Here is a 21,040-nt window from a genome sequence, read left to right as displayed (position 1 = left end):
TATTACTATGAAAAAATATATTTTGTTCATCGCCATATTTTTGGCTGCTTTCAGCGTATCTGCTCAGCATCACCATGATATGCAAATGAGCGATACCACAAAGAAAAACCTGCGCATGAACAGCACCAAACCCATGGTTATGGACGGCATGGACATGAGCGGCATGAAAATGGATACCCCTATGCATCATCATATGATGATGACCAGCCAGTTCTCACGTGATCTACCCATGAACCGCGACGGCTCCGGAACTTCATGGGTACCGGATGAAACACCGATGTACGCCTACATGATCCATGGTAAAAAATGGATGAGTATGGTACACGGTAGTTTTTTCGCCCGGTATAATAACCAGGACCTGTTTAACTCCGGCAAACGCGGAGGCAGCAACAGGATTGATGTGCCTAACTGGCTCATGTTTATGACCCAACGCAAAGTTGGCAACAATGGCCTGTTCTCTATCAACACCATGTTCTCGTTCGATCCTTTTTTGGTAGGTAATGGCGGCTATCCGCTGCTGTACCAAACTGGTGAATCATACAAAGGGCGCAAACTGGTTGATAAACAACACCCGCACGACCTTTTTGCCGAACTGAGCGTAGCTTATACCCAGCGCGTAGCAAAGGATGCCGATATCTCCCTTTCGTTCGGATATCCGGGGGAGCCTGCTTTAGGTCCGCCGGTGTTTATGCACCGCCTTTCGGCCATAAATGATCCCGATGCCCCGCTTGGCCACCATTACCAGGATGCAACACACATCACCTTCGGGGTAGCTACCTTAGGCTTCCGCATCAAAAATGTAAAACTGGAGGGTTCGATATTTACCGGTCGTGAGCCCGACGAGCACCGTTATGATTTTGATAAGGCGAGGTTTGATTCATATTCGGCCCGGTTGTCCTATAACCCATCCAAAGAGTGGGCATTGCAGGTATCTGATGGGTGGATCCATAGTCCTGAAGAAGCCGAGCCCAGCCAAAACGTGAACAGGTTTACGGCATCCGCCATTCATACCAAAATGTTAGGCAAAAACAGTTATGTAGCAACCACGCTGGTTTATGGGCAAAATCATTATTCAGATAACAAAAAAACACAGCCCTCCGTTTTGCTGGAGAATACTTTCCAACTCAACAAAACAGCTGTTTACGGCAGATATGAATTTGTGCAGAAAGATGCCGAAGAGCTGGATATGCATGATGCCTATCCGCTTAACCCCAACTTTAATATCAATGCTTTAACATTAGGGGTTAACCATATTTTAAGCAGCTTTAAAAACACCAACGTAACAGGTGGGGTACAGGCTACACTCAATGTTTCACCATCGGCATTGAAACCTCTTTATGGCAGCGCTCCCGTGGGGTTTGAAGTTTATTTAAGGATAAGCCCGGTGCTGATGAGAATGTAATCGGCCGGTGTAAATTAGGCAGAATCTTATACGTCATCTCTGCTAATTGAAATGACGTATAAGATTTCGCTGATACTTTTTAAGCAGGCGTACATATTATTCTTATTTACCAAACATATTGCCAAGGCCGCCCAGGCCACCAAACATACTTTGGGTCATGGCAGCCATTTCACTTTGGCTAATGTTTTCTGCTTGTTCAATGGCTTTGTTAATGGCAACAACAAGCAATTCTTCCAGTTCTTCCTTATCTGCGTCAGCCAAAAAATCTGGATCTATCTGTACCGATTGAATTACTTTATTGGCATTAGCGTTAACAACTATTTTACCGCCTTCGGCCGCGCCTGATACACTGAAGGCATCAAGGCGTTTTTTCATTTCGCCAGCCTTTTGCTGGGCTTCCATTAATTTATCAAACATGATTTTTTGATTTCAGATTATAGATGTGCAAATATGCAGATGAGATTTCAATGTGCAAATTTCAAATGTGCAGATGATTGTTAATTCGTCTACCTAATAAGCCTCAATTTTCATTCCATCTTACTAATTTGCACATCTGCACATTTAAAATCTGCACATCGAACAAATTAATCATCACTGGTATCACCATTGCCGTTATATGCACTTTTACGTACAACGGGCATGCCAACTGTATTAAACAGATCGTCGAGCTTGAGCAAACTGCCATTGGCCAGGTTGGTAAGCAGCACAACGGTGATATCATTCTTCATATCGCGCAGGTAAATATGCCTGAACCCGTGCCACCAGCCAGTGTGATAAATCACTTCCTGCCCCGGGGCAGTAAAAGTCCGCCAGCCATAACCATAGCTAAAATGCCCGTGCACCATTGGGTTGCGCGGCACATAGGCCGAATCAAGCGTGGCGGGTTTTAACAATAAGCCGGCACGCAGGGCACGGTCAAACAGGAATAAATCGCCTACGGTGCTGTAAATACCTTTATCACCTACAGGACCATCCAAAAAGTTTTGCACTACCGAGTAGCGCCACTGGCCGCGATCATGACCAACAACATCAACCGGAATTTTATCATATACCGCTTTTGAGTAAACATGGGTATGCGCCATGCTGGCCGGCTTAAACACATTTTCCTGCATAAATTGGGCATAGCTCATTCCGCTCACTTTTTCAATGATAGAGCCCAGCACCATAAAGTTGGAGTTGTTATACAGGAAGCGCTTATTAGGCTCGTTGAAACGTGTCGGCTTATTATCGGCAATCATTTTCATGGCCTCGGCATTGGTAAGCCCTTTGCGCTGGTTCAAATGATTTTTTCGGTATATATCATCGATAAAATATACATAATTCATCATGCCCGACCGGTGTGTGAGCAACAGGCGAATAGTTACGCCATCGTAAGGAAAATCGGGAAAAAACTTTTTAACGTCGTCGTCGAGTTTGAGTTTGCCGCGCTCCATCAGCATCAAAATAGCTGTTGAAGTCATGGTTTTAGTAACTGAAGCCAGCTCAAACTGCGAGCCTATCTTCAGGCTATCCCGGTGCAGGTAATCGGCCCAGCCAATCGCTTTTTCATACACTATTTTACCTTTTTTTGCCACCAGCACATTGCCGTTAAAACCGCGGGTGCGGTGCAGTTCCTGCATTACGGCATCTATCTTTTTATCGGCATTTTTGGGATTATAGGCCAACAGCGCCGCGGTATCGAGCGGCTTGGCCGTAACCTGCGATTGCGCATGGTCTTTATTTTTATTTTTTGATGAACAGGATAACAGTAACAGGGGGGCAGTAAGCACTACCAGGCTTTTGTACACTAATCTCATAAAGCAATTTATCTCACACTAAACGAATGCGAAAATTAGAAATTATACAGCAGGTATTAATTAAAATTTTAAAATTTTCTGTTAGTTAGCACAATTAGTATGTTTAAGTATGATTTTGTTGAAAAAAGGATTGCTAATTATCGCTTTTATGCTTGCCGCCGGATTAACGCAGGCTCAAAATACTGACATAAACAGCATTATAAAAGAGGGTATAAAACTTAACAGCGAAAAAGATTATACCGGGGCTATCACAAAATATAACCAGGCCCTGGCTGCCGATCCTGAAAATGCCCAGGCCAATTACCAGATGGCCTACACCCTCAATGCTGCCGGAAAAGGGACAGAAGGTATACCTTACCTAAATAAAGTTATAAAAACCGGAGGCGACCTAACCGGCCCCGCCTATGAACTCATGGGCAGTATTTACGATGCCTCGCATCAGCCGCAGCAAGCCATTGAGGCGTACCAGCAGGGAATTAAGTTAAAACCTGATTATCAGCCCCTATATTTTAATTTAGGGATAGCCTATTTCCGTGCGCAAAAATATGCCGATGCAGAGCAGGCAGCCATTGAAGCCATTAAGCTTGATCCAAAGCACGCCAATAGTCAGCGCCTTTATGGACTGGTGACTTTCCATCAAAACAAAAGGGTACCGGCATTAATGGGCTTGTGCAGCTTCCTGCTCCTTGATCCCGAAGGCCCTCGCGCAGACGAAGCCTATACCAACCTGCAAAGTTTACTCAAAGGCGGCGACCTGAAAGCAGGAAAAGCAGATGCCGAAACGTTGCTGCTCAACAAAACCTTAAGTACTGCGGTTGCCGTGCCGGGCGGTCAATTGGAAACCCAATTGAAAAATATTTTTCTTACCGTTGGCAAACTCGGAGAAAAACCGGGCAGGCAGTCCTTTTTCTGGAATTACTATGCAGCCTTCTTTTATAAACTATCCCAATCGCCCAATTTTTCAACCGCTGTTAAGTTGATTAGCCTGAATGCCTATAAAGTGGGCGTTGTTAACTGGCTGCAAAACAATGCCGATAAACGTAAGGCCTTGGATGAATGGATGGCATCTGCCGAAAGAAAATTTTAGGTCGGTTATTGTTTTTTGCAAAACAGGTTTCGTAAATTTCGGTATGAAAACCTATCACAAAATCCTTTTGCTGTTTATAGCAGTCGCCTTGTCATTTAAAGTTAAAGCGCAAACCAACCAGGAAGCCGTTAATCTTGTAAAGCAGGGTGTTGCCCTTCACGATGAGGGTAAATATGCCGAGGCTATTGAAAAGTACCAGGCCGCGCTAAAGCTCGATCCTAATTATCCCACTGCCTATCACGAAATGTCATATACGCTGTTTAGCAGTGGCAAGGGAAAGGAGGCTATTCCTTACCTTGAAAAGTTAATGAAGCTGGATCCTAAAAGTGGCGGCGCGTATGATATGCTGGGCAGCATTTATGATGACGACAATCAACCCGAAAAAGCCATTGAGCTGTTTCAAAAAGGTATTTCGATAGATCCGGATTATCAGCGCCTCCATTATAATTTAGCCATAACCTATTACAGGGTAAAAAAATACAAGGAAAGTGAAGATGCCGCTGTAGATGCTATTAAGCTTCAGCCCAAACATGCCAGCAGCCAGCGGGCGTATGCGATGGCGCTTGCGATGGAAGGCAAACGGGGTTGTTCCCTGTTGGCTTGGTGCAGCTTTTTGATGCTCGAACCCCAAACTAAAAGATCGGCCGGGGCCTACCAAAGCATCCAGGCCATTTTACATTATGGCATTAAGAAAACCGGCGAGAAAAGCATTAATATGACGATTGATAAAAATGACCTCAATACCGGCAACCTGATTTTACCTATGGCCATCGTTAACGCAACATCGGGTAAAACTAATCTCTCTGTTACCGACTCGCTTAAATTTCAGCTTATTGAAGCATTTAAGGTTTCTTCCAGTTTTTATGGCGATCAGAAAAATGATTTCTATACCCGCTATATGGCCGATTATTTTAAACAACTTGGTCAAAGCGAAAACATGGACGCGTTTGCACACCTGGTATCATTAACGGCTAACCAGGAAGAAAATGCCAAATGGTTTAAGGAGAACGAAAAGCTACTAACCGCACTGGATACCTGGGTAACCAACACTAAACGCGAGTTTTAAAACGGACAAATATATTTCCGATAAATCATCACTATGACATATAGAAAATGATGATTGCATAATTTACATATCCATAATTGCGAAAACCAAAGTTTTACTATTTTTGAGCACACAAAATTTAACGACATGAATTTTCCAGCTGAATTAAAATACACCAAAGATCACGAGTGGATTAAGGTTGAAGGCAATGTAGCTACCGTAGGCATCACCGAATTTGCTCAGGGCGAGCTGGGCGACATTGTTTATGTTGATGTTACTTCATTAGGTAAAGAAGTTGCTAAAGACGAGGTTTTTGGCACTGTAGAGGCAGTAAAAACTGTATCTGACCTGTTTATGCCTGTTACCGGTACTGTAACCGAAGTTAACCCGGCCCTAAACAACCAACCCGACCTGGTAAATAGCGATCCATATGGCGAAGGCTGGATGGTAAAAATCACCATAGCTAATGCTGCAGACGTTGACGCACTTTTATCGGCTGACGATTATCAAGCGGTTATCGGCGCATAAAATGAAGCTGTTTTTAAAATATCATGGGCCCGCTATTTTGTGGGCCCTATTTGTTTTGGTTATTTGCTCGGTACATCTCGACTCGGTTGATAAATCGCCATTGTTTTTTGAAGGTTTTGATAAACTAACGCATTGCGGTTTGTTTTTTACGCTGATTGTACTGGTTTGCTTTGGCGTAATAAGGCAACAAAAACCCAGGCGGCTTACGTATACAGGCGTGTTCATCATTTGGATTGTCAGCATAATTTTTGGAGGGCTTATTGAAATACTGCAGATCTCCATTTTCACCTGGCGCACCGGCGATTGGAACGATCTTTTTTGTGATGTACTGGGTGCCTGTATGGGCGTTTTTAGTGTTATGCTGACTATTGAGGCGATTGGAAAAAATGAAAAAAAATAAACTGGTTATTTTATTAGGCGCAGTGCTGTTAATGGCAACATCATCATGCGGTATTTTTCATAAGGGATGCGGCTGTCCGCATTTTGGGAAAGTTAAAGCAGCAGATTCAAAAGGTACTGTGCAAATGATGGCGTAGATGTGCAGATGAGCAAATGATCGCTTAACCTACCGGCAAAGCACAATTACTATTCAATTTACAGGTGTTCAATTTTTTAAAGTGTAAACACTTGCAATTATTTTCAAGAAAAACATCACTGATAATCAGCGCCTTAATTCCAACAACGATCAGCAAATCATCAAACATGAACAAATTATAGCTGACAATCAAAGACTTGCATCTTTTTAGAAATTAAAAGTTGAACACTCGTTTTTAAAAAATTGAACACTGACGTGATCGTGTCAGTAAAAGCAGAAAAAGCAAAATCGATAGCATCAAAAAGTCATTTACACATTTGAAATCTGCACATCTGTAATCTGTCGCATTTCCCTCCAAACTTCACACTAAAGTCATTTGCACAGCTGCACATTTAAAATCTGCATATCATTACCCGTCTTATTTGGATTTAATATAAATAAGCTTACATTTGCTACGTTTTATATTATAAATGATGAAGCTGTCACAACTGGAAGTAGGCGAAACTGGTATCGTAAAGGAATTTACCGATCTCGAAATGTCGGTAAAACTGATGGAGATGGGTTGTTTACCCGGCGAAGAGGTGCGCATTTCGCGTATTGCCCCTCTTGGCGATCCTATTGCCATCAGCGTATCAGGCTATCAGCTTAGTTTACGCAGGTTTGAAGCGTCTACCATCATTTTGCAGTAGTTTTGTAAGCATTGAAAGCCGATATAAGAGTTGCACTTGTAGGAAATCCCAACACCGGTAAATCAACTCTCTTTAATATATTAACCGGGTTAAATCAAAAAATCGGAAACTTTCCGGGGGTTACTGTTGATAAAAAAACAGGCGTTTGCACCCTACCCGACGGTCGCATGGCCGAAATCATTGATCTTCCCGGTACCTATAGCATCTACCCAAAAAGTAAAGACGAATCCATTGTATTTTCGGTATTGGCCGATAAGTCAAAAGGTATGGTGCCCGATTTGGTGGTGGTGATCCTTGACGCGTCAAACCTTAAAAGAAACCTGCTGCTTTATACACAGATAGCCGATCTGAAGATCCCCGTTGTGGTGGCACTTAACATGATCGATGTATCTGAAAAAGCAGGCATCAAAATAAACATCGATCTTTTTGCCAAAAAGCTGGGCGTGCCGGTTGTGCCTATCTCTGCCAGGAAAAATACCGGCATTGATAAGCTCAAAAGTGCTATTGCCTTCGCCAACAAGGTAGCATTACAGCAGGATACCATTGATATTGAAAGCCTTGCCCCGGGCATAATAGCGCAGATAAAAGGGGAGATGCAGATTGAAAACCCTTATGTAGCCCTACAGCTTGCCCACCAGCATGAAACACTGAGCTATCTGTCAACAACTGAAAGCGACCGTATTGAGCAATTGGAGCAGGAGCACTCCTTTCACTCGCAAAAGGCGCAGGCTACAGAAACCATTGCCCGCTATAATTTTATTAATGACCTGCTTTACGATACGGTCACCAAGCCCGAAGCGGCCCATGATGAAACCATCAGCAACAAAATAGACAAGATCCTTACGCACAAAGTATTTGGCTTTGTGATCTTCTTCGCTATTTTATTGTTCATATTCCAGGCTATTTTTTCATGGTCGGCCTACCCGATGTCGCTCATCGAAGATCTGTTTATCTGGTTACAGGCCGGGGCTGCTAAAGTATTGCCTGCCGGACCGCTGAGTAGTTTGATCATTGATGGCGTGCTTGCAGGCCTGAGTGGGGTATTGGTATTTATACCGCAAATAGCCATCCTGTTTGCCCTTATCTCTATTTTGGAGGATACGGGCTACATGTCGCGTGTTACGTTCATGATGGATAAGGTAATGCGCAAGGTGGGATTGAACGGAAAATCGGTAGTGCCGCTTATCGGCGGTTTTGCCTGCGCGGTGCCATCTATCATGAGTACCCGCACCATCGAAAACTGGAAAGACAGGATGATCACCATCATGGTTACGCCATTGGTAGCCTGCTCTGCCCGCTTACCGGTTTACACGTTATTGATAGCGTTGGTTGTACCTAACCGCAACGTTTGGTGGATATTTAACCTGCAGGGCCTGGCGCTTACGGCCATGTATGTGCTTAGCATCTTTTCGGCTATCATCGTAGCCTTTGTGATGAAATTTATCCTGAAAGCCCGCGAGCGTGGTTACTTTATCATGGAGCTGCCTGTTTACCGAATGCCAAGGTGGAAAAACGTGATATTTACCATGTATGACCGCTCAAAAACCTTCGTACTGCAGGCCGGTAAAGTAATCATAGCTGTATCCGTGATATTATGGGTAATGAAATCATACGGCCCTGGCGACAGGTTTGCCCGGATAGATAAGCAATACGCCCAGCCTCAATACACCAAAACCATGACCCCGGACAGCCTGACCAAAGTCATCGCGTCAGAAAAACTGGAAAACTCTTATGCCGGTGTATTTGGTCATGTTATCGAACCCGTTATTAAGCCGCTTGGCTTCGACTGGAAGATAGGCATAGCACTCATCAGTTCATTTGCCGCGCGCGAGGTATTTGTGGGTACCATGGCTACCATTTACAGCGTTGAGGGCGATGCGGATAAGCTGCAATCGGTACAGGAAAAAATGCACGAGGCTAAAAATCCGCAAACGGGTCAACCTGTGTTTACACTGGCGGTGGCGTTTTCGCTCATGATGTTTTATGCCTTCGCCATGCAATGCGCCAGTACAGTAGCCGTTGTTTACCGTGAAACAAAAGACTGGCGATGGCCGGCTGCCCAGTTTGCCTATATGACGGCACTGGCGTATACAGCGTCTTTTATTGTATATCACTGGCTGAAGTAGCTTTTTGTTCATGGATCATAGTTGATGGTTCATGGTAGAAGCTTTTGGCATCCCCACTTAATTTTTTGCTTAAGTCATAGAACAATAACAAAAAAGCTATGAACCATGATCTATGAACTATACGCCACAAAAACCTTATATTTGTGTTGAGGTAAAAATTGGATAAAGTAAAAGTTTTAGAGAAATATTTACCGGCAGAAGCGGCCCCGCTTATTGCCCGGTGGATTGACTACTTCAAATGTGAATTTAAAATTTCGCGTAACCGCAACAGCAAATTTGGCGATTACCGTTCGCCTTACGGTGGTAAGGGTCACCGGATCTCGGTTAATTATGACCTTAACCCCTATGCTTTTTTGGTAACTACCGTGCACGAGTTTGCGCACCTGCATACCTGGAACGAGCATAAACAAAATGCCAAACCCCACGGAACCGAATGGAAAAATAATTTCAAAAAAATGATGCAGCCATTTTTTGAAAAGGAAATTTTTCCGCCTGATATTAAAAAGGCCATCGTAAACTACCTGGATAATCCGGCCGCGTCAAGCTGCTCGGATTTGAACCTATACCGTTCACTGCGCAAGTATGATCCGCCAAAAGAATCGGAAGCCATTTTAACGGTAGAAAAGGTCCCGCTTAAGGCATTATTTAAGCTGAAAGATGGCAGAGTGTTCCGCAAGGACGAAAAGCTGCGTAAGCGCTTTAAATGCACCGAAGTGGCTACCCGAAGGGTTTATCTGTTTAGTCCGGTAGCCGAGGTGGAGTTGATTGAAGGTGCAACGGCAGCGTAGTTATCGGAGCATTTATAAAAACGTCATTGCGAGGAACGAAGCAATCCCAAACTATACAGGGCGGACCTGCTTATAGGGGATTGCTTCGTTCCTCGCAATGACGTAGTGGAGGTGTCATTCCTCCTTCACAGATCTCTATTTTCTCCCACTCAGGATGACAAAAAAGCTAATGGCATTGTTCTCTTTTAGATATCCCGATCTTCTCTCACTCAACATGACGCTCGTTTAATCTCTCAATTTTTCATCCCCCAACACCCAATCAATTTATTCCGTACTTTTACCGCATGGCAAAAGTTATATCATTTGTAAATAACCCTTACCAGGAAAATACCTACATTTTGTACGATGAAACCGGCGAATGCGTGATCATTGACCCGGGCATGTACACAGCACCGGAGCAAAATACGGTGGTTAGTTTCATCAAAAACAACAATTTAAAGCCCGTTATGCTGCTCAATACCCATTGCCATGTTGACCATGTATTGGGCAATAAATTCGTATTTGACCAATACGGACTTAAACCCCGCTTCCACGTTGGTGAGTCAGAAACATTGGCCGCTGTTGTGGCTTATGCGCCATCTATGGGTTTCCGTTATGATGTATCACCTATGCCCGACGAGTTTTTGCCCGAAACAGGCACTATTCTGTTCGGCAATACAACGCTGCATTTGATCTTCGCGCCAGGCCATTCACCGGCCCACCTTTGTTTTTACGACAAGGAAGATAAAATCTTGATAGGCGGCGATGTATTGTTCAGAAACAGTATTGGCCGTACGGATTTACCGGGTGGTAACTTTAGCTTACTTATCGACAATATCGAAACCAAGCTGTTTACCCTGCCCGATGATGTTACCGTTTATCCTGGTCACGGCCCCGAAACAACTATCGGCTACGAAAAACAAAACAATCCGTTTTTAACTTAGTTAACAGCTTAATAACGTTTATCGACTAAAGCAAACCTGAACGCATAATCCCCCGCACAATTGAACACGTCCATTTACATAGCAAAACGTTACCTGTTTTCGGGTAAAAAGATGCATGCTATCAATATCATTTCGGGCATTTCTATGCTGGGGGTGCTTATTGGCAGCGCGGCTTTGCTCATCATCCTTTCGGTGTTCAATGGCTTTGAAAAAGTTATCCTTTCGTTATACAGCAACTTTACGCCCGAATTGAAGATAGAGGCCAAACTGGGCAAAACATTCGACCCTAATACGCCCTACTTCGCCTCATTGCATAAAGACGCCCGCGTTTTTTCTTTTACCGAAGTACTACAGGAAAAAGCCCTGATCAAATATGGCGACAACCCATTTTTGGGGACGGTAATGGGCGTGAGCGAAGATTTTTTAAAAAATCCACAGCTTGATAGTACCATTGCCAGCGGCTCGTTCACGCTTAAAAGCGGGAATCAAAACTTTGCGGTAATTGGCGCCACCATACAACGTACTTTAGGCATTAATGTACATGACGGGCTTACGCCGATACAGGTATTCTCGCCTCGTCGCGATGCCGAAAATTCGGCCAATCCGTTAAATGAGTTTGTTGTTCGCAGCATCAATCCATCGGGCGTATTTGCCATACAGCAGGAGTTTGATGATATAACCGTAACGCCTATCGAGTTTGCCCGCGACCTGCTCGATCAACCGGTAAATGTATCATCGCTCCAGATAAATTTTAAACGCGGCACCAATATCGATGCTGTTCAAAAAGACATTATTGATAAAATCGGCAAGGATTTTAACGTAAAAAACAGGAAGGAACAAAACAGCGAACTTTATAAAACCCTCAATTACGAAAGCTGGGCGGTTTACATGATCCTTACCTTTGTGCTTATTATCGCAATATTTAATATCATTGGCTCGTTAACCATGCTGGTTATCGACAAGCGAAAAGACATAGCCATTTTAAGCGGATTAGGCGCCAATAAAAACATGATCCAGGGAATCTTCTTTTTCGAAGGGATGATGATCACCGCCGTTGGCTGCGTTATCGGTATTATATTGGGCACCATTTTCTGTCTGTTGCAGCAACATTATGGCTGGATAAAAATGGGTGCTAAAATGTCGGTACTGGATGCGTACCCTATTGATATTAAGGTTAAGGATTTTGGCCTTGTGCTGTTAACCGTTGGTGGTATTTCGGTAATTGCGGCCGGTATAAGCGCCCGTTTAAGTATTAAAGGTTTGGATGAAATCAAACAGGATTTGTAAATTTGTTAAATGGGTATGAGGTACATCAAAGTTTCTATTTTCTTGCTTGTTGTTATTGCTGTTTATGCATGCAATAACGATGCCCATAAAAAGGATCAGGTTACGCTGTACAAAGGTTTATATAGCGCCGGCCCCGAAATAAAATCATTCAAAGATTGCGACAGCGGCCAGGAGTTTTGGGCTGTTGACAGTTCGGCCCAGTTGGAGCTCCAGTACTCACAGCTTAATTTCGAAAAACCTTACGAGCCCGTTTATGTAGAGGTGGAAGGCATCAAATCAAAATCGGGCAAAGCAGGAATGGGGTCTGAATATGACAGCACCCTTGTTGTAAAAAAAGTAGTAAAAATAACCAAAGAGATACCGCAGGACGTGTGTAATTAACACCTTGCCATCATTGTTAATAAAAGCCAAAAACAATAACTTAGGCTTTTGCATTAAGCATTAAACACTCATCTGCCTTATCGGCGTTAACTAATAACCAATGGAATCAAAACGTCAGCAAAAATTTGCCGGAGTAATACAGGAAGACCTTGCAGCTATTTTTCAGCGCGAAGGCATGAATTATTTGCCTAATACACTGGTAACCATAACTAAGGTGCGCGTAACGCCCGATTTGGCCATAGCCCGTATATTTTTAAGCTTTTTAGGTAATCCTAATGTGCAAACGGCTTTGCATACCATCAAATCGCACGCTTCAGAGATCAGGTATAAACTGGGTGCACGCATTAAAGATCAGGTGAGGATCATTCCGCAGCTTGAGTTTTTTGTTGATGATACCAGCGAGTACGTTGAACGCATGGACAAGATTTTTGATAAAATAAGCAAAGAAGAACGCCAGCCCGATACCGAAGAAAATTAATTGATGGACCGGCACGCGTTGTTAACAAACTTTATCAACAATCACCCGGAAGCCATTGGCAAAGTGGTTGATTTTGATCATGAACGCGACCACCTGTACCAGCTTGACCTTACTGCCGCCAACAATGAACTGACGGCAGAGGTCATTAATAATACCCCGCTATTCAGCAGCTGGGTTAATTCAAAGTTGCGCGATAATAATTGCCGCTATGGCATTGGAGGCTATATGGAGCACCGCACCATTTATGCTTTCAGCAGCCACTTTGATACCGATGATGAGCCCCGGCGCTTACATTTAGGTGTTGATATCTGGGGCGATGCCGGCACTCCGATTTATACCCCGCTTGATGGACTGGTGCACAGCTACCAGGACAATAACAACATTGGCGATTACGGCCCAACTATCATTTTACAACACGATTTAGACGGCTTAACCCTTTATAGCCTATATGGCCATTTAAGCCGTAAAAGTTTGGAAGGGCTTTTAGTTGGCATGCCTGTTTTTAAAGATCAGCAGATAGCAACCCTGGGGGATATTAACGAAAATGGCCAGTGGCCACCGCACCTGCATTTTCAACTCATGTTTGATATGGCAGGCAAACAAGGCGATTACCCCGGTGTTTGTAAATTTTCAGAAAAAGAGATCTGGCAAAAAAACATTCCTGATCCGGGGTTAATTTTGCGTTTTCCGGACGCGGTGAATGTGGAGTAACTTAATTTCCCAACACAGATAAATCATTATTAAACATAGCGAGAAAACTAAATGTTTCCCCGCTATGTCAAATTTATTCTGATTAAGCTTCTATTTCAGTTCCGGGAACTTAGCCGCTTCAAAAATACTTTTCTCGGTTGCTGCTTTTTCCACATCCTGCCATTTACGTGGCGCGTCGATAGATAGTATGGTACCACCATCTTTACCAATCTGCACATCATCTTCAATACGTACGCCGATATTCCACCATTTTTTATCACATGGGCTTCCGGCTGGGATATAGATGCCCGGTTCAACGGTGATTACCCAGTTCTCTTCCAAATTACTACGACCGCCCTTGTCATGCACATCAAGACCTAAGTGATGTGAACATCCGTGTGGATAATACCTGCGCACCTCCGAAGCGTTTTTGATGATACCCAGTTTAATCAATCCGTCGGCTAATACCTCTGCCGATTTTTGCTCAAGGCTGGCATACGGAACGCCTGCTTTACATAACTTAAAAATCTCCTCCTGGGCATCGTACACCAGTTGGTAAATAGCCTTTTGCTCTTCAGTAAATTTGCCGTTAGCCGGTACCGTACGGGTAACATCGGCAGAGTAACCATGATATTCGGCACCAACATCCATCAGCAACAACTGGTTATTGATTTTTGTGGCCGAATTTTCTTCATAATGCAGGATACAACCATTACCACCTGCGCCTACAATTGGCGGATAACCTTCGTCTTCCGCACCATATCTTTTGTGTACGTAGGTCATGATGCCTTCAACCTCGCGCTCGCTCATAGTTGGTTTCACCGACTTCATTACCTCTAAATGTGCAAGGCTTGATATTTGAACGGCTTTCTTTAATACAGCCAGTTCCTCGGTGGTTTTTACGCCGCGCAGTTTGCTTGTAAAAGTGCTGAAACCTACATTACCTCCTAAAGTATTGCCTATTTTGGCTTTAACCGCCATCAGTGTAACAGAATCGGGCTTGGCTAACAGTTCCTGTACCAACGGGCTTGCCTTTGTTATATCGTTATTATACCTGCTTTTAAAGAAGGTAACCATACGCGATAAGTTTTGCGGCGTTGTACGATTGGCAATCAGGTTCATATCGTTCACTGCCTGCCTGTCAACATCGGGGATACCGGCCTTTGCTTTAAAAGCAGCTATCAGTTTTTTTAATTCTCCTGTCGATCCATCACCCGTAACATCTTCGGGCAAGGTGTCATAATATACATTGGCAAACTTTTTAAAATCAACCGGAAACTTCGCGAAATCCTCGCTGTTATAAGCGCGTTTAAAGCCCAATTGTGATTTAGCTCCTTCAACGCCTAAACGCCTGCCTGTCCACTGTTCGCGGCCGGCATCCCGGTGGCGCACAAACAACACCTCGTTATAGCTGCTGTCGCCATCGGCCTGCGTATCTTTAAACACCAACAATACCGAATTTGGCTCTTTATATCCCGAAAAATAATACAGGTCGGGGTTAGGGTGATAAACGTAATTAACATCATTTGAAAACACCTGCTCTGGATAGGAGAAGATCACCGTTACCGAATTAGCGGGCATCAGGTCACGAAGCGCCTGTCGCCTGCCGGCATGAAATTCTTTACTTAAATAGTCGGTGGGTAGGTTTTCGGCGGCTTGCCCAAAACAGTGGCTGCTGCCGGCAAGGGCAAGTAAAAATACCAATGCCCGAAAAAATGATCGCGTCATAATGATAAAGGAATAAATGTCAGTCAAAAAAAACGGTTTAAGATACTAAATATCAGGAATTATCTAGCTCACCCTTTTAGGGGGAAATAAAGATTGATGTGCAGATGGCAAGATTTCAGATGTGCAGATTGAGAAACTTACGAAATTTTTGAAACTTCGTAAGTTTTGCCGGAAATTATATCAAAATATGTCATTGCGAGGAGCAGGCCAGGGATATCGGCAGGGGCGACGTGGCAATCTCGTAGCTGTGCATTTCGAAAATGCATTGGCTACGAGATTGCCACGCTATCGCTCGCAATGACATAAATTAAAAGTTTTTGAAACTTCATAAGTTTTCCGGGGAGTTACGTACACTGCAAACTCCCCCTTTAGGGGGCTGGGGGGCTATTTAATCTTCCTTGCCGTTACACCTTCGTTGGTGATTTTAACCGGCAGGATCTTGCCATCCTTGTCAAAATACATTTTGTCGATACAGGTTACACGGTGGTTGCCGTCTGTTTCGGTTAACGGGCGTCGGTGGTAAACGATGTACCATTCATCCTTACCCGGTACCTGGATCACCGAGTGATGACCTGCACCTGTTGCTATACTGGCATCCTGTTTTAATATTGTTCCAATGCGGTTAAACGGACCAAACGGCGAGTCGCCGATGGCGTAGGCCACGCGGTAATCCGGACCTGTCCAGCCGCCTTCGCTCCACATAAAATAGTATTTGCCTTTACGTTTAAACATTACCGGACCTTCAACATAATCTTTCGGAGTGATCAGCTTGTAGGTTTCGCCATCTTTAAACGGCTCGATGCCAGTAAAGTCGTTTTTTAACCTTACGATATTGCATTGGCCCCAGCCACCATAGATCATGTAGTACTGGCCATCGTCATCTTTAAAAACAAATTGATCAATAGGTTGAGCTTTATTGATGATCTGCCCGATAAGCGGTTTACCTAAAAGGTCTTTGAACGGACCCTCGGGTTTATCGCCAACAGCAACACCTATACCGCCAACTTCATTATTGTTCTGGATATCGTTAGCGCCAAAAAAGATATAGTATTTGCCATCTTTTTCGGTCACGGCCGGCGCCCACATAGCGCGCTTAGCCCATTTTACAGCGGCAGTATCAATAATGCGCGGATGCTTTGTCCAGTTAACCAAATCGGGCGATGAAAAGGCATCCATAAATACCTGGTCGTTATATTTAGCCGAGTAGGTAGGATATACCCAATACTGTTTGTTAAAGATCTTAGCTTCAGGGTCGGCATACCAACCTTCCACAATGGGATTGCCGGATGTTTTTTTCTCCTGCGCTACAGCCTTATTAGCTATTGATGACAATGCCAAACCAGCGCCCAGCAGGAACATGATTTTTCTTGAGATAAACATGGTGATACAGATTTTTGGTTCTAAAGATATAGAAATAGATAAAACGTTTTAGTTTATTTCAAAAAAACAACACCGGCCGTGTTGCTTATGCTTTTTGGTTACCGGTGTTTTGCTGCTTTGGTTTCTTTTTTCCCCAGCGGCGATTAGGTTTCTTTTTAGCATCGCCCTGTACGGGCTCTGGCTTAAGTGGTTGTATGGTGGCCAGTTCGTCAGGCAATACCATCAATTTGATAGGCTTTTCTATCAGCTTTTCAATGTTCTTAAGCTTACGTTCGTCGCGGTGGTTTACAAACGTAATAGCGGTGCCGGTTGTTGCTGCGCGGGCTGTACGGCCAATACGGTGGATATAATCTTCCGGATCGCCCGGAACATCGTAGTTGATCACCAGGTCTATACCTTCCACATCAATACCCCGCGAAAGGGCATCGGTACCAATAATAACCGGCAATTGTTTGTTTTTAAACTTAAGAAGGATTTCTTCACGCTCTTTCTGCTCCAGATCGGAGTGGAATGACATGGCGTTGATCTTGATGGCCTTAAGTTCTTTGTATAATGATTTAACTATCTCCTTGCGTGAGGCAAAGATGATGATGCTTGTAAATGCCGAATCTTTCAGGATATGTTGCACCAGCGGCGTTTTTTGCTGATCATGCACCCGGTAAACCTGCTGATCGATACCGACAGCCGGCTGCGAGATGGCGATATTGATCTGTTCAGGATCTTTCAAAATAGCTTTAGCCAATGAACGGATCCGCCCCGGCATAGTGGCCGAAAACAACAGTGTTTGCCGCTCTTTAGGCAGGTAGCTGATGATCTTCATAATATCATCCGAAAAACCCATGTCCAGCATACGGTCGGCCTCATCAAGTATCAGGTGGGTAAGGTGATTAAGCTTTAACACGCCTGAAGTAAGATGGGCTATAAGCCTGCCCGGAGTAGCCACAATGATGTTTACATTATTCTGGATACCACGACGCTGCTGTTCATAAACAATACCATCGCCACCGCCAAAAACGGCGATAGAGCTGATACCGGTAAAATAGGCAAGGCCTTCAACCTGCTGATCTATTTGCTGGGCAAGCTCGCGGGTAGGAGCAAGTATAAGGGCGCTGGTATGGTGTTTATTGGTTTTGCTGATGCTGTTTAAAACAGGCAGCAAATAGGCGCCGGTTTTGCCGGTACCAGTTTGAGCACAAGCTATCAGGTCGCGCCCCTCCATAATGGCCGGGATAGCCATAGATTGAATGGGGGTTGGGTTTACAAAACCCATACTCTCTACACCTTCAAATAATTGCTCGTTAAATTTAAAATCCTGGAAAGTCACTATATCTTATAAGTAAATTATGCAAGGTATGCATTTTTAATGGTAAATATTCTGTTTGGCCTTAAATGAACTACGGTTAAAGGCCGTGATAAAATCATCGTGTAAATACAGGAGGCACCTACGGAGCCAAAAGGATTTGTTTCATTTCTATAAACATGATACTCCTATGGAGTTTAAAAAGCATGCATAGAACTCCATAGGAGTATCATGTTTATAGTCAAAAAAAGGCAGATATTGAGGCTCCGTAGGTGCCTCCTATTACATTTCAAGACCGTGCGCCGCAAAATCGCCTGTGAAACTCATTAATTGACATATGTTTTACCTAAGTAATGTACAACACAGGTTCAAAAAATATATTTTTGAATACCTATGAATATTATCACTCAAACACCACGCTTGCTCATCCGTGAACTTACAGCCGAAGACGAAGAACTTTTGCTCACAATAGACGAAGACGACCGGCTTACCCAATATGTAAAGAAACGCACTCCGCAGGAGAGTAAGCAGGTTTTTAAAGATACTTTGAAAGAATACAAAAACGGTTCGGGCCTGGGCAGGTGGGGAATATTCAACATTGCCGACAATGATTTTATAGGTGTATGCGCCCTCAAACCCAGCGATTACGACAGGAGCCGGATTGAATTAGGCTACCGCCTGCACCTCAAATACTGGGGCCAGGGCGTTGCAACCGAATTGGCAGAGGCCTTGGTTAGCTACGGCTTAAATAAAATTGGCCTAAAAGAAGTTTGTGCCGTTACCCACCCGCAAAACGTGGCATCACAAAGGGTACTGATCAAAGCCGGGTTTGCAAAGGAAGGAATTGTATTCTGGTACGGCGAGGATGTGCCGTTTTTCAGGATTGAGCGGTAGAAAATAAAAGAGATGTCATTGCGAAGCGCGGCAATCGTATGCTATACAGGGCGGTTATGCTTCCGTGCGGTTGCCACGCTACGCTCGCAATGACATAGCTTGAATGTTTGATTAAACTTATCTCAAATCCTTGATAATGTCCTTACACCCGCTTTCAATCAGCTCAAAAACGGGCTCAAACTGGCTGTCATCATAATAAGGATCCGGCACTACTTTATCGCCTAACAGGAGTTTTACTTTTGCTGCCTGTTCTTCGTTACGGGCCATATCAAGCACATCGCTCAGGTTATTGCGATCCATTACAAAGATGTGGTCAAACTCGTCAAAATCACTGCGTTTAAACTGGCGGCAAACTTGTTTGCTGATATCAATGCCGTGGTTCCGCGCAGCACGGATGGAGCGTCTGTCTGGAGCTTCGCCTATATGCCATCTGCCCGTACCTGCCGAATCAACATCCCAGCCCAGGCCGTTTTCATCTGCCAAATGCTGCATAATTCCTTCGGCCAACGGCGAACGGCAGATATTGCCGAGACATACCATTAGTATTTTCATTTTGTTGAAGGTTAAAGGCAAAAGGTCAAAGCTGAGAAGGAGCCTTTTACCTTTCAGCTTTAACCTTTCGCCTCAAAAATTATCCAAAAATTTGATTCAATACACCAGCCAAACGAACGCCGGCTTTTACCATCTGGTCGTTTAGGATACCAATGTATTTGAAGTTGTATTTGTAGCTCAGGTTTTCACCTGGTTTAACATCTGTGTAGAGTTTTTCGGCAAGCTGGTTGCTTTCATACAGCCATTGGCTTATCGGGTCTTTCTGTAATTTGGCGCGCTGGGCAGCAGTAGTATGGTTAATCATGGTTGCATACTCTGTATAGCTCAACTGCTGAAAATCAATCAGCTGGCTATCCCAAACCGAGTGCAGGTTGCTGTCTTTTCCAAACCACTGAACTTTTACATCGTTACCGCCTTTATCGCTGGTATGGCCGGTATGAAGTGGCTGGTGTACGTCTTCAACGATGTGTATCAGCATCCGTAGGTAAAGCAGCTTGTTAGTTTTGGTGGTAGTTTTCTTTTTAAGTTCAGCAATCAAAAAGTTCATTTTAGTATAAGCATCAACAGCAGTATCCGCTTTTAAGTAGCCTTGCAGTTCGGGATAGGTGTAAGCTTTATCCAGATCAATAAAATGCCAGTTATACAGATAACCGTAAGCCGGATCTGATTTAATAAAATCGGCCCAGTTACTGGTGATCGCTACTGATTCATTTCCTAAAATAGCCTCTATGGCCTTGCGGGCTTTAGGTGTAAGGTAGCTGTCGGCAACCTGTCCGCAAATACGGTGACCGTTGGTGCCCCAGGCCATACTTTGCAGGGGGATATAAAATATAGCCACCAGCAGTAAAAGTTTCTTTAAAATTTGTGTTTTCATTACAATGGTTTTGGAATACAGCTTGTTCTTTTAATTAGATGCGCGTTGATAGGTATCACGTTGGATGTACTTACAAACCTGATGAGCGAATCGCCCGTGCGGTGAACTTTAAAATATTCTTCATAATCGCCAAACCTGAAACAGCCCTGTTCATTTTTATATGAGCCGTCGGCGTTACAAAACTGACCTTTAATGTGCAGCGTATCCTGTCTTTGCGAGTAAGTTCCCCGTACATATTCGGCCCAATGTCCTTTACTCATGCAGGTATCGGCACCGTAATTAACCTTGCTCACGGTACTAATCTTCAAAAGAAATGAATCGCAGCTGAATTTAATATCGTATAGCGAATATGTTACCAGGCTTTTTTGCGCCGGTACCGAATCCTGCCGCCACTCACCTTGCAGTTTACTATCTCCCGGCTCCTGCATATCAGGGTTCCTGCTGCAAGAAGCTACGATTAGGCAAAAGGCGAAAGGTAAAAGGCGAAAGGCTTTCTTTGAGCGAAAAGCGGGAAGCGGAAGGCTTAAAGCGAAAAGCCGAAAGCTGAAGGAAAAAAA

At 43.9% G+C, this 21,040-nt stretch carries 23 protein-coding genes; 15 read left to right on the top strand and 8 right to left on the bottom strand.

From position 1 onward, the window contains the following. The first annotated feature begins 7 nt into the window (after positions 1-7). Entirely contained in the window at positions 8-1,402 is a 1,395-nt protein-coding gene (locus tag DEO27_RS26040; RefSeq protein ID WP_112574679.1) for a hypothetical protein, read from the top strand. A 102-nt stretch (positions 1,403-1,504) separates the two neighbouring features. Here DEO27_RS26040 and DEO27_RS26035 read toward each other — a convergent pair whose 3' ends face one another. Beyond that, positions 1,505-1,819, bottom strand: coding sequence for a YbaB/EbfC family nucleoid-associated protein (locus tag DEO27_RS26035; RefSeq protein WP_112574680.1), 315 nt, complete (start codon positions 1,817-1,819; stop codon positions 1,505-1,507). A 167-nt stretch (positions 1,820-1,986) separates the two neighbouring features. After that, on the bottom strand, positions 1,987-3,198 hold the full coding sequence (locus DEO27_RS26030; protein WP_112574681.1) for a serine hydrolase domain-containing protein: 1,212 nt from the start codon (positions 3,196-3,198) through the stop codon (positions 1,987-1,989). A gap of 118 nt (positions 3,199-3,316) precedes the next feature. Between DEO27_RS26030 and DEO27_RS26025 the strand changes: the two genes are divergently transcribed. From DEO27_RS26025 to DEO27_RS25970, 13 genes are all read left to right on the top strand, one after another. Further along, positions 3,317-4,285 (top strand): tetratricopeptide repeat protein, encoded by a 969-nt coding sequence (locus DEO27_RS26025; protein WP_190295246.1) that lies wholly within the window; start codon positions 3,317-3,319, stop codon positions 4,283-4,285. A gap of 43 nt (positions 4,286-4,328) precedes the next feature. Continuing rightward, on the top strand, positions 4,329-5,351 hold the full coding sequence (locus DEO27_RS26020) for a tetratricopeptide repeat protein (protein WP_190295244.1): 1,023 nt from the start codon (positions 4,329-4,331) through the stop codon (positions 5,349-5,351). A 126-nt stretch (positions 5,352-5,477) separates the two neighbouring features. Further along, the gene (gene gcvH / locus DEO27_RS26015) at positions 5,478-5,858 is read left to right on the top strand and encodes a glycine cleavage system protein GcvH (RefSeq protein ID WP_112574684.1); all 381 of its coding nucleotides are present in this window, start codon (positions 5,478-5,480) and stop codon (positions 5,856-5,858) included. A gap of 1 nt (position 5,859) precedes the next feature. Then, positions 5,860-6,258: a VanZ family protein gene (locus DEO27_RS26010; protein ID WP_190295242.1), complete on the top strand. Its 399-nt coding sequence runs from the start codon at positions 5,860-5,862 to the stop codon at positions 6,256-6,258. Then, the gene (locus DEO27_RS31625) at positions 6,245-6,394 is read left to right on the top strand and encodes a hypothetical protein (protein ID WP_190295241.1); all 150 of its coding nucleotides are present in this window, start codon (positions 6,245-6,247) and stop codon (positions 6,392-6,394) included. The genes DEO27_RS26010 and DEO27_RS31625 overlap by 14 nt, the downstream gene beginning before the upstream one ends. Positions 6,395-6,866: 472 nt before the next feature. After that, positions 6,867-7,082 (top strand): ferrous iron transport protein A, encoded by a 216-nt coding sequence (locus tag DEO27_RS26005; RefSeq protein WP_110586276.1) that lies wholly within the window; start codon positions 6,867-6,869, stop codon positions 7,080-7,082. An 11-nt stretch (positions 7,083-7,093) separates the two neighbouring features. Next, the gene (gene feoB / locus DEO27_RS26000; protein WP_112574686.1) at positions 7,094-9,208 is read left to right on the top strand and encodes a ferrous iron transport protein B; all 2,115 of its coding nucleotides are present in this window, start codon (positions 7,094-7,096) and stop codon (positions 9,206-9,208) included. Positions 9,209-9,366: 158 nt separating this feature from the next. Continuing rightward, positions 9,367-9,996 carry a SprT-like domain-containing protein gene (locus DEO27_RS25995; RefSeq protein WP_112574687.1) on the top strand — a complete coding sequence of 210 codons (630 nt, stop codon included), beginning with the start codon at positions 9,367-9,369 and terminating at the stop codon, positions 9,994-9,996. Positions 9,997-10,280: 284 nt separating this feature from the next. After that, positions 10,281-10,919 carry an MBL fold metallo-hydrolase gene (locus DEO27_RS25990; protein WP_112574688.1) on the top strand — a complete coding sequence of 213 codons (639 nt, stop codon included), beginning with the start codon at positions 10,281-10,283 and terminating at the stop codon, positions 10,917-10,919. 60 nt (positions 10,920-10,979) lie between these two features. Further along, positions 10,980-12,206 carry an FtsX-like permease family protein gene (locus DEO27_RS25985; protein WP_112574689.1) on the top strand — a complete coding sequence of 409 codons (1,227 nt, stop codon included), beginning with the start codon at positions 10,980-10,982 and terminating at the stop codon, positions 12,204-12,206. A gap of 15 nt (positions 12,207-12,221) precedes the next feature. Next, positions 12,222-12,587, top strand: coding sequence for a hypothetical protein (locus DEO27_RS25980; RefSeq protein ID WP_112574700.1), 366 nt, complete (start codon positions 12,222-12,224; stop codon positions 12,585-12,587). Positions 12,588-12,687: 100 nt separating this feature from the next. After that, on the top strand, positions 12,688-13,065 hold the full coding sequence (gene rbfA, locus DEO27_RS25975; RefSeq protein WP_090532309.1) for a 30S ribosome-binding factor RbfA: 378 nt from the start codon (positions 12,688-12,690) through the stop codon (positions 13,063-13,065). Between the two features lie 3 nt (positions 13,066-13,068). Then, on the top strand, positions 13,069-13,776 hold the full coding sequence (locus DEO27_RS25970) for a peptidoglycan DD-metalloendopeptidase family protein (RefSeq protein WP_112574690.1): 708 nt from the start codon (positions 13,069-13,071) through the stop codon (positions 13,774-13,776). 90 nt (positions 13,777-13,866) lie between these two features. Here DEO27_RS25970 and DEO27_RS25965 read toward each other — a convergent pair whose 3' ends face one another. The 3 genes from DEO27_RS25965 to DEO27_RS25955 form a co-directional block, all read right to left on the bottom strand. Then, positions 13,867-15,483 carry an aminopeptidase P family protein gene (locus DEO27_RS25965; protein WP_112574691.1) on the bottom strand — a complete coding sequence of 539 codons (1,617 nt, stop codon included), beginning with the start codon at positions 15,481-15,483 and terminating at the stop codon, positions 13,867-13,869. A 384-nt stretch (positions 15,484-15,867) separates the two neighbouring features. After that, entirely contained in the window at positions 15,868-16,863 is a 996-nt protein-coding gene (locus tag DEO27_RS25960) for a glycoside hydrolase family 43 protein (protein WP_112574692.1), read from the bottom strand. 85 nt (positions 16,864-16,948) lie between these two features. Continuing rightward, positions 16,949-18,187, bottom strand: coding sequence for a DEAD/DEAH box helicase (locus DEO27_RS25955; protein ID WP_190295239.1), 1,239 nt, complete (start codon positions 18,185-18,187; stop codon positions 16,949-16,951). Positions 18,188-18,556: 369 nt separating this feature from the next. Here DEO27_RS25955 and DEO27_RS25950 point away from each other — a divergent pair, with 369 nt between their 5' ends. Continuing rightward, complete coding sequence (locus tag DEO27_RS25950; protein ID WP_112575586.1) at positions 18,557-19,057, top strand: GNAT family N-acetyltransferase; 501 nt, start codon at positions 18,557-18,559, stop codon at positions 19,055-19,057. 117 nt (positions 19,058-19,174) lie between these two features. Here DEO27_RS25950 and DEO27_RS25945 read toward each other — a convergent pair whose 3' ends face one another. The 3 genes from DEO27_RS25945 to DEO27_RS25935 all read right to left on the bottom strand — a co-directional run bounded on the left by DEO27_RS25945 (position 19,175) and on the right by DEO27_RS25935 (position 20,911). Beyond that, positions 19,175-19,609 (bottom strand): low molecular weight protein-tyrosine-phosphatase, encoded by a 435-nt coding sequence (locus tag DEO27_RS25945; protein WP_112575585.1) that lies wholly within the window; start codon positions 19,607-19,609, stop codon positions 19,175-19,177. A 79-nt stretch (positions 19,610-19,688) separates the two neighbouring features. Then, positions 19,689-20,483, bottom strand: a complete 795-nt coding sequence (locus DEO27_RS25940) for a S1/P1 nuclease (protein ID WP_112575584.1) — start codon at positions 20,481-20,483, stop codon at positions 19,689-19,691. Continuing rightward, positions 20,483-20,911 carry a fumarate hydratase gene (locus DEO27_RS25935; RefSeq protein ID WP_112575583.1) on the bottom strand — a complete coding sequence of 143 codons (429 nt, stop codon included), beginning with the start codon at positions 20,909-20,911 and terminating at the stop codon, positions 20,483-20,485. Before DEO27_RS25935 ends, DEO27_RS25940 begins: the two co-directional genes overlap by 1 nt. Positions 20,912-21,040: the final 129 nt, after the last annotated feature.

Origin of the sequence: Mucilaginibacter rubeus, assembly GCF_003286415.2 — a bacterium.
Taxonomy (GTDB): Bacteria; Bacteroidota; Bacteroidia; order Sphingobacteriales; family Sphingobacteriaceae; genus Mucilaginibacter; species Mucilaginibacter rubeus_A.
Note: the sequence above shows the minus strand (reverse complement) of the source record. Positions and strands in the feature narration are given on the sequence as shown.

Bases quoted from the DNA above. Each gene is read 5' to 3' on its own strand.
- DEO27_RS25970 (WP_112574690.1), top strand. From the start codon at position 13,069: ATGGACCGGCACGCGTTGTTAACAAACTTTATCAACAATCACCCGGAA.
- DEO27_RS25960 (WP_112574692.1), bottom strand. From the start codon at position 16,863: ATGTTTATCTCAAGAAAAATCATGTTCCTGCTGGGCGCTGGTTTGGCA.
- DEO27_RS25935 (WP_112575583.1), bottom strand. From the start codon at position 20,911: ATGCAGGAGCCGGGAGATAGTAAACTGCAAGGTGAGTGGCGGCAGGAT.
- DEO27_RS26030 (WP_112574681.1), bottom strand. From the start codon at position 3,198: ATGAGATTAGTGTACAAAAGCCTGGTAGTGCTTACTGCCCCCCTGTTA.
- DEO27_RS26020 (WP_190295244.1), top strand. From the start codon at position 4,329: ATGAAAACCTATCACAAAATCCTTTTGCTGTTTATAGCAGTCGCCTTG.
- DEO27_RS31625 (WP_190295241.1), top strand. From the start codon at position 6,245: ATGAAAAAAAATAAACTGGTTATTTTATTAGGCGCAGTGCTGTTAATG.
- rbfA (WP_090532309.1), top strand. From the start codon at position 12,688: ATGGAATCAAAACGTCAGCAAAAATTTGCCGGAGTAATACAGGAAGAC.
- DEO27_RS25950 (WP_112575586.1), top strand. From the start codon at position 18,557: ATGAATATTATCACTCAAACACCACGCTTGCTCATCCGTGAACTTACA.
- DEO27_RS25990 (WP_112574688.1), top strand. From the start codon at position 10,281: ATGGCAAAAGTTATATCATTTGTAAATAACCCTTACCAGGAAAATACC.
- DEO27_RS25940 (WP_112575584.1), bottom strand. From the start codon at position 20,483: ATGAAAACACAAATTTTAAAGAAACTTTTACTGCTGGTGGCTATATTT.
- DEO27_RS25965 (WP_112574691.1), bottom strand. From the start codon at position 15,483: ATGACGCGATCATTTTTTCGGGCATTGGTATTTTTACTTGCCCTTGCC.
- DEO27_RS25980 (WP_112574700.1), top strand. From the start codon at position 12,222: ATGAGGTACATCAAAGTTTCTATTTTCTTGCTTGTTGTTATTGCTGTT.
- DEO27_RS25945 (WP_112575585.1), bottom strand. From the start codon at position 19,609: ATGAAAATACTAATGGTATGTCTCGGCAATATCTGCCGTTCGCCGTTG.
- DEO27_RS26005 (WP_110586276.1), top strand. From the start codon at position 6,867: ATGAAGCTGTCACAACTGGAAGTAGGCGAAACTGGTATCGTAAAGGAA.
- gcvH (WP_112574684.1), top strand. From the start codon at position 5,478: ATGAATTTTCCAGCTGAATTAAAATACACCAAAGATCACGAGTGGATT.
- DEO27_RS26035 (WP_112574680.1), bottom strand. From the start codon at position 1,819: ATGTTTGATAAATTAATGGAAGCCCAGCAAAAGGCTGGCGAAATGAAA.
- DEO27_RS26010 (WP_190295242.1), top strand. From the start codon at position 5,860: ATGAAGCTGTTTTTAAAATATCATGGGCCCGCTATTTTGTGGGCCCTA.
- DEO27_RS26040 (WP_112574679.1), top strand. From the start codon at position 8: ATGAAAAAATATATTTTGTTCATCGCCATATTTTTGGCTGCTTTCAGC.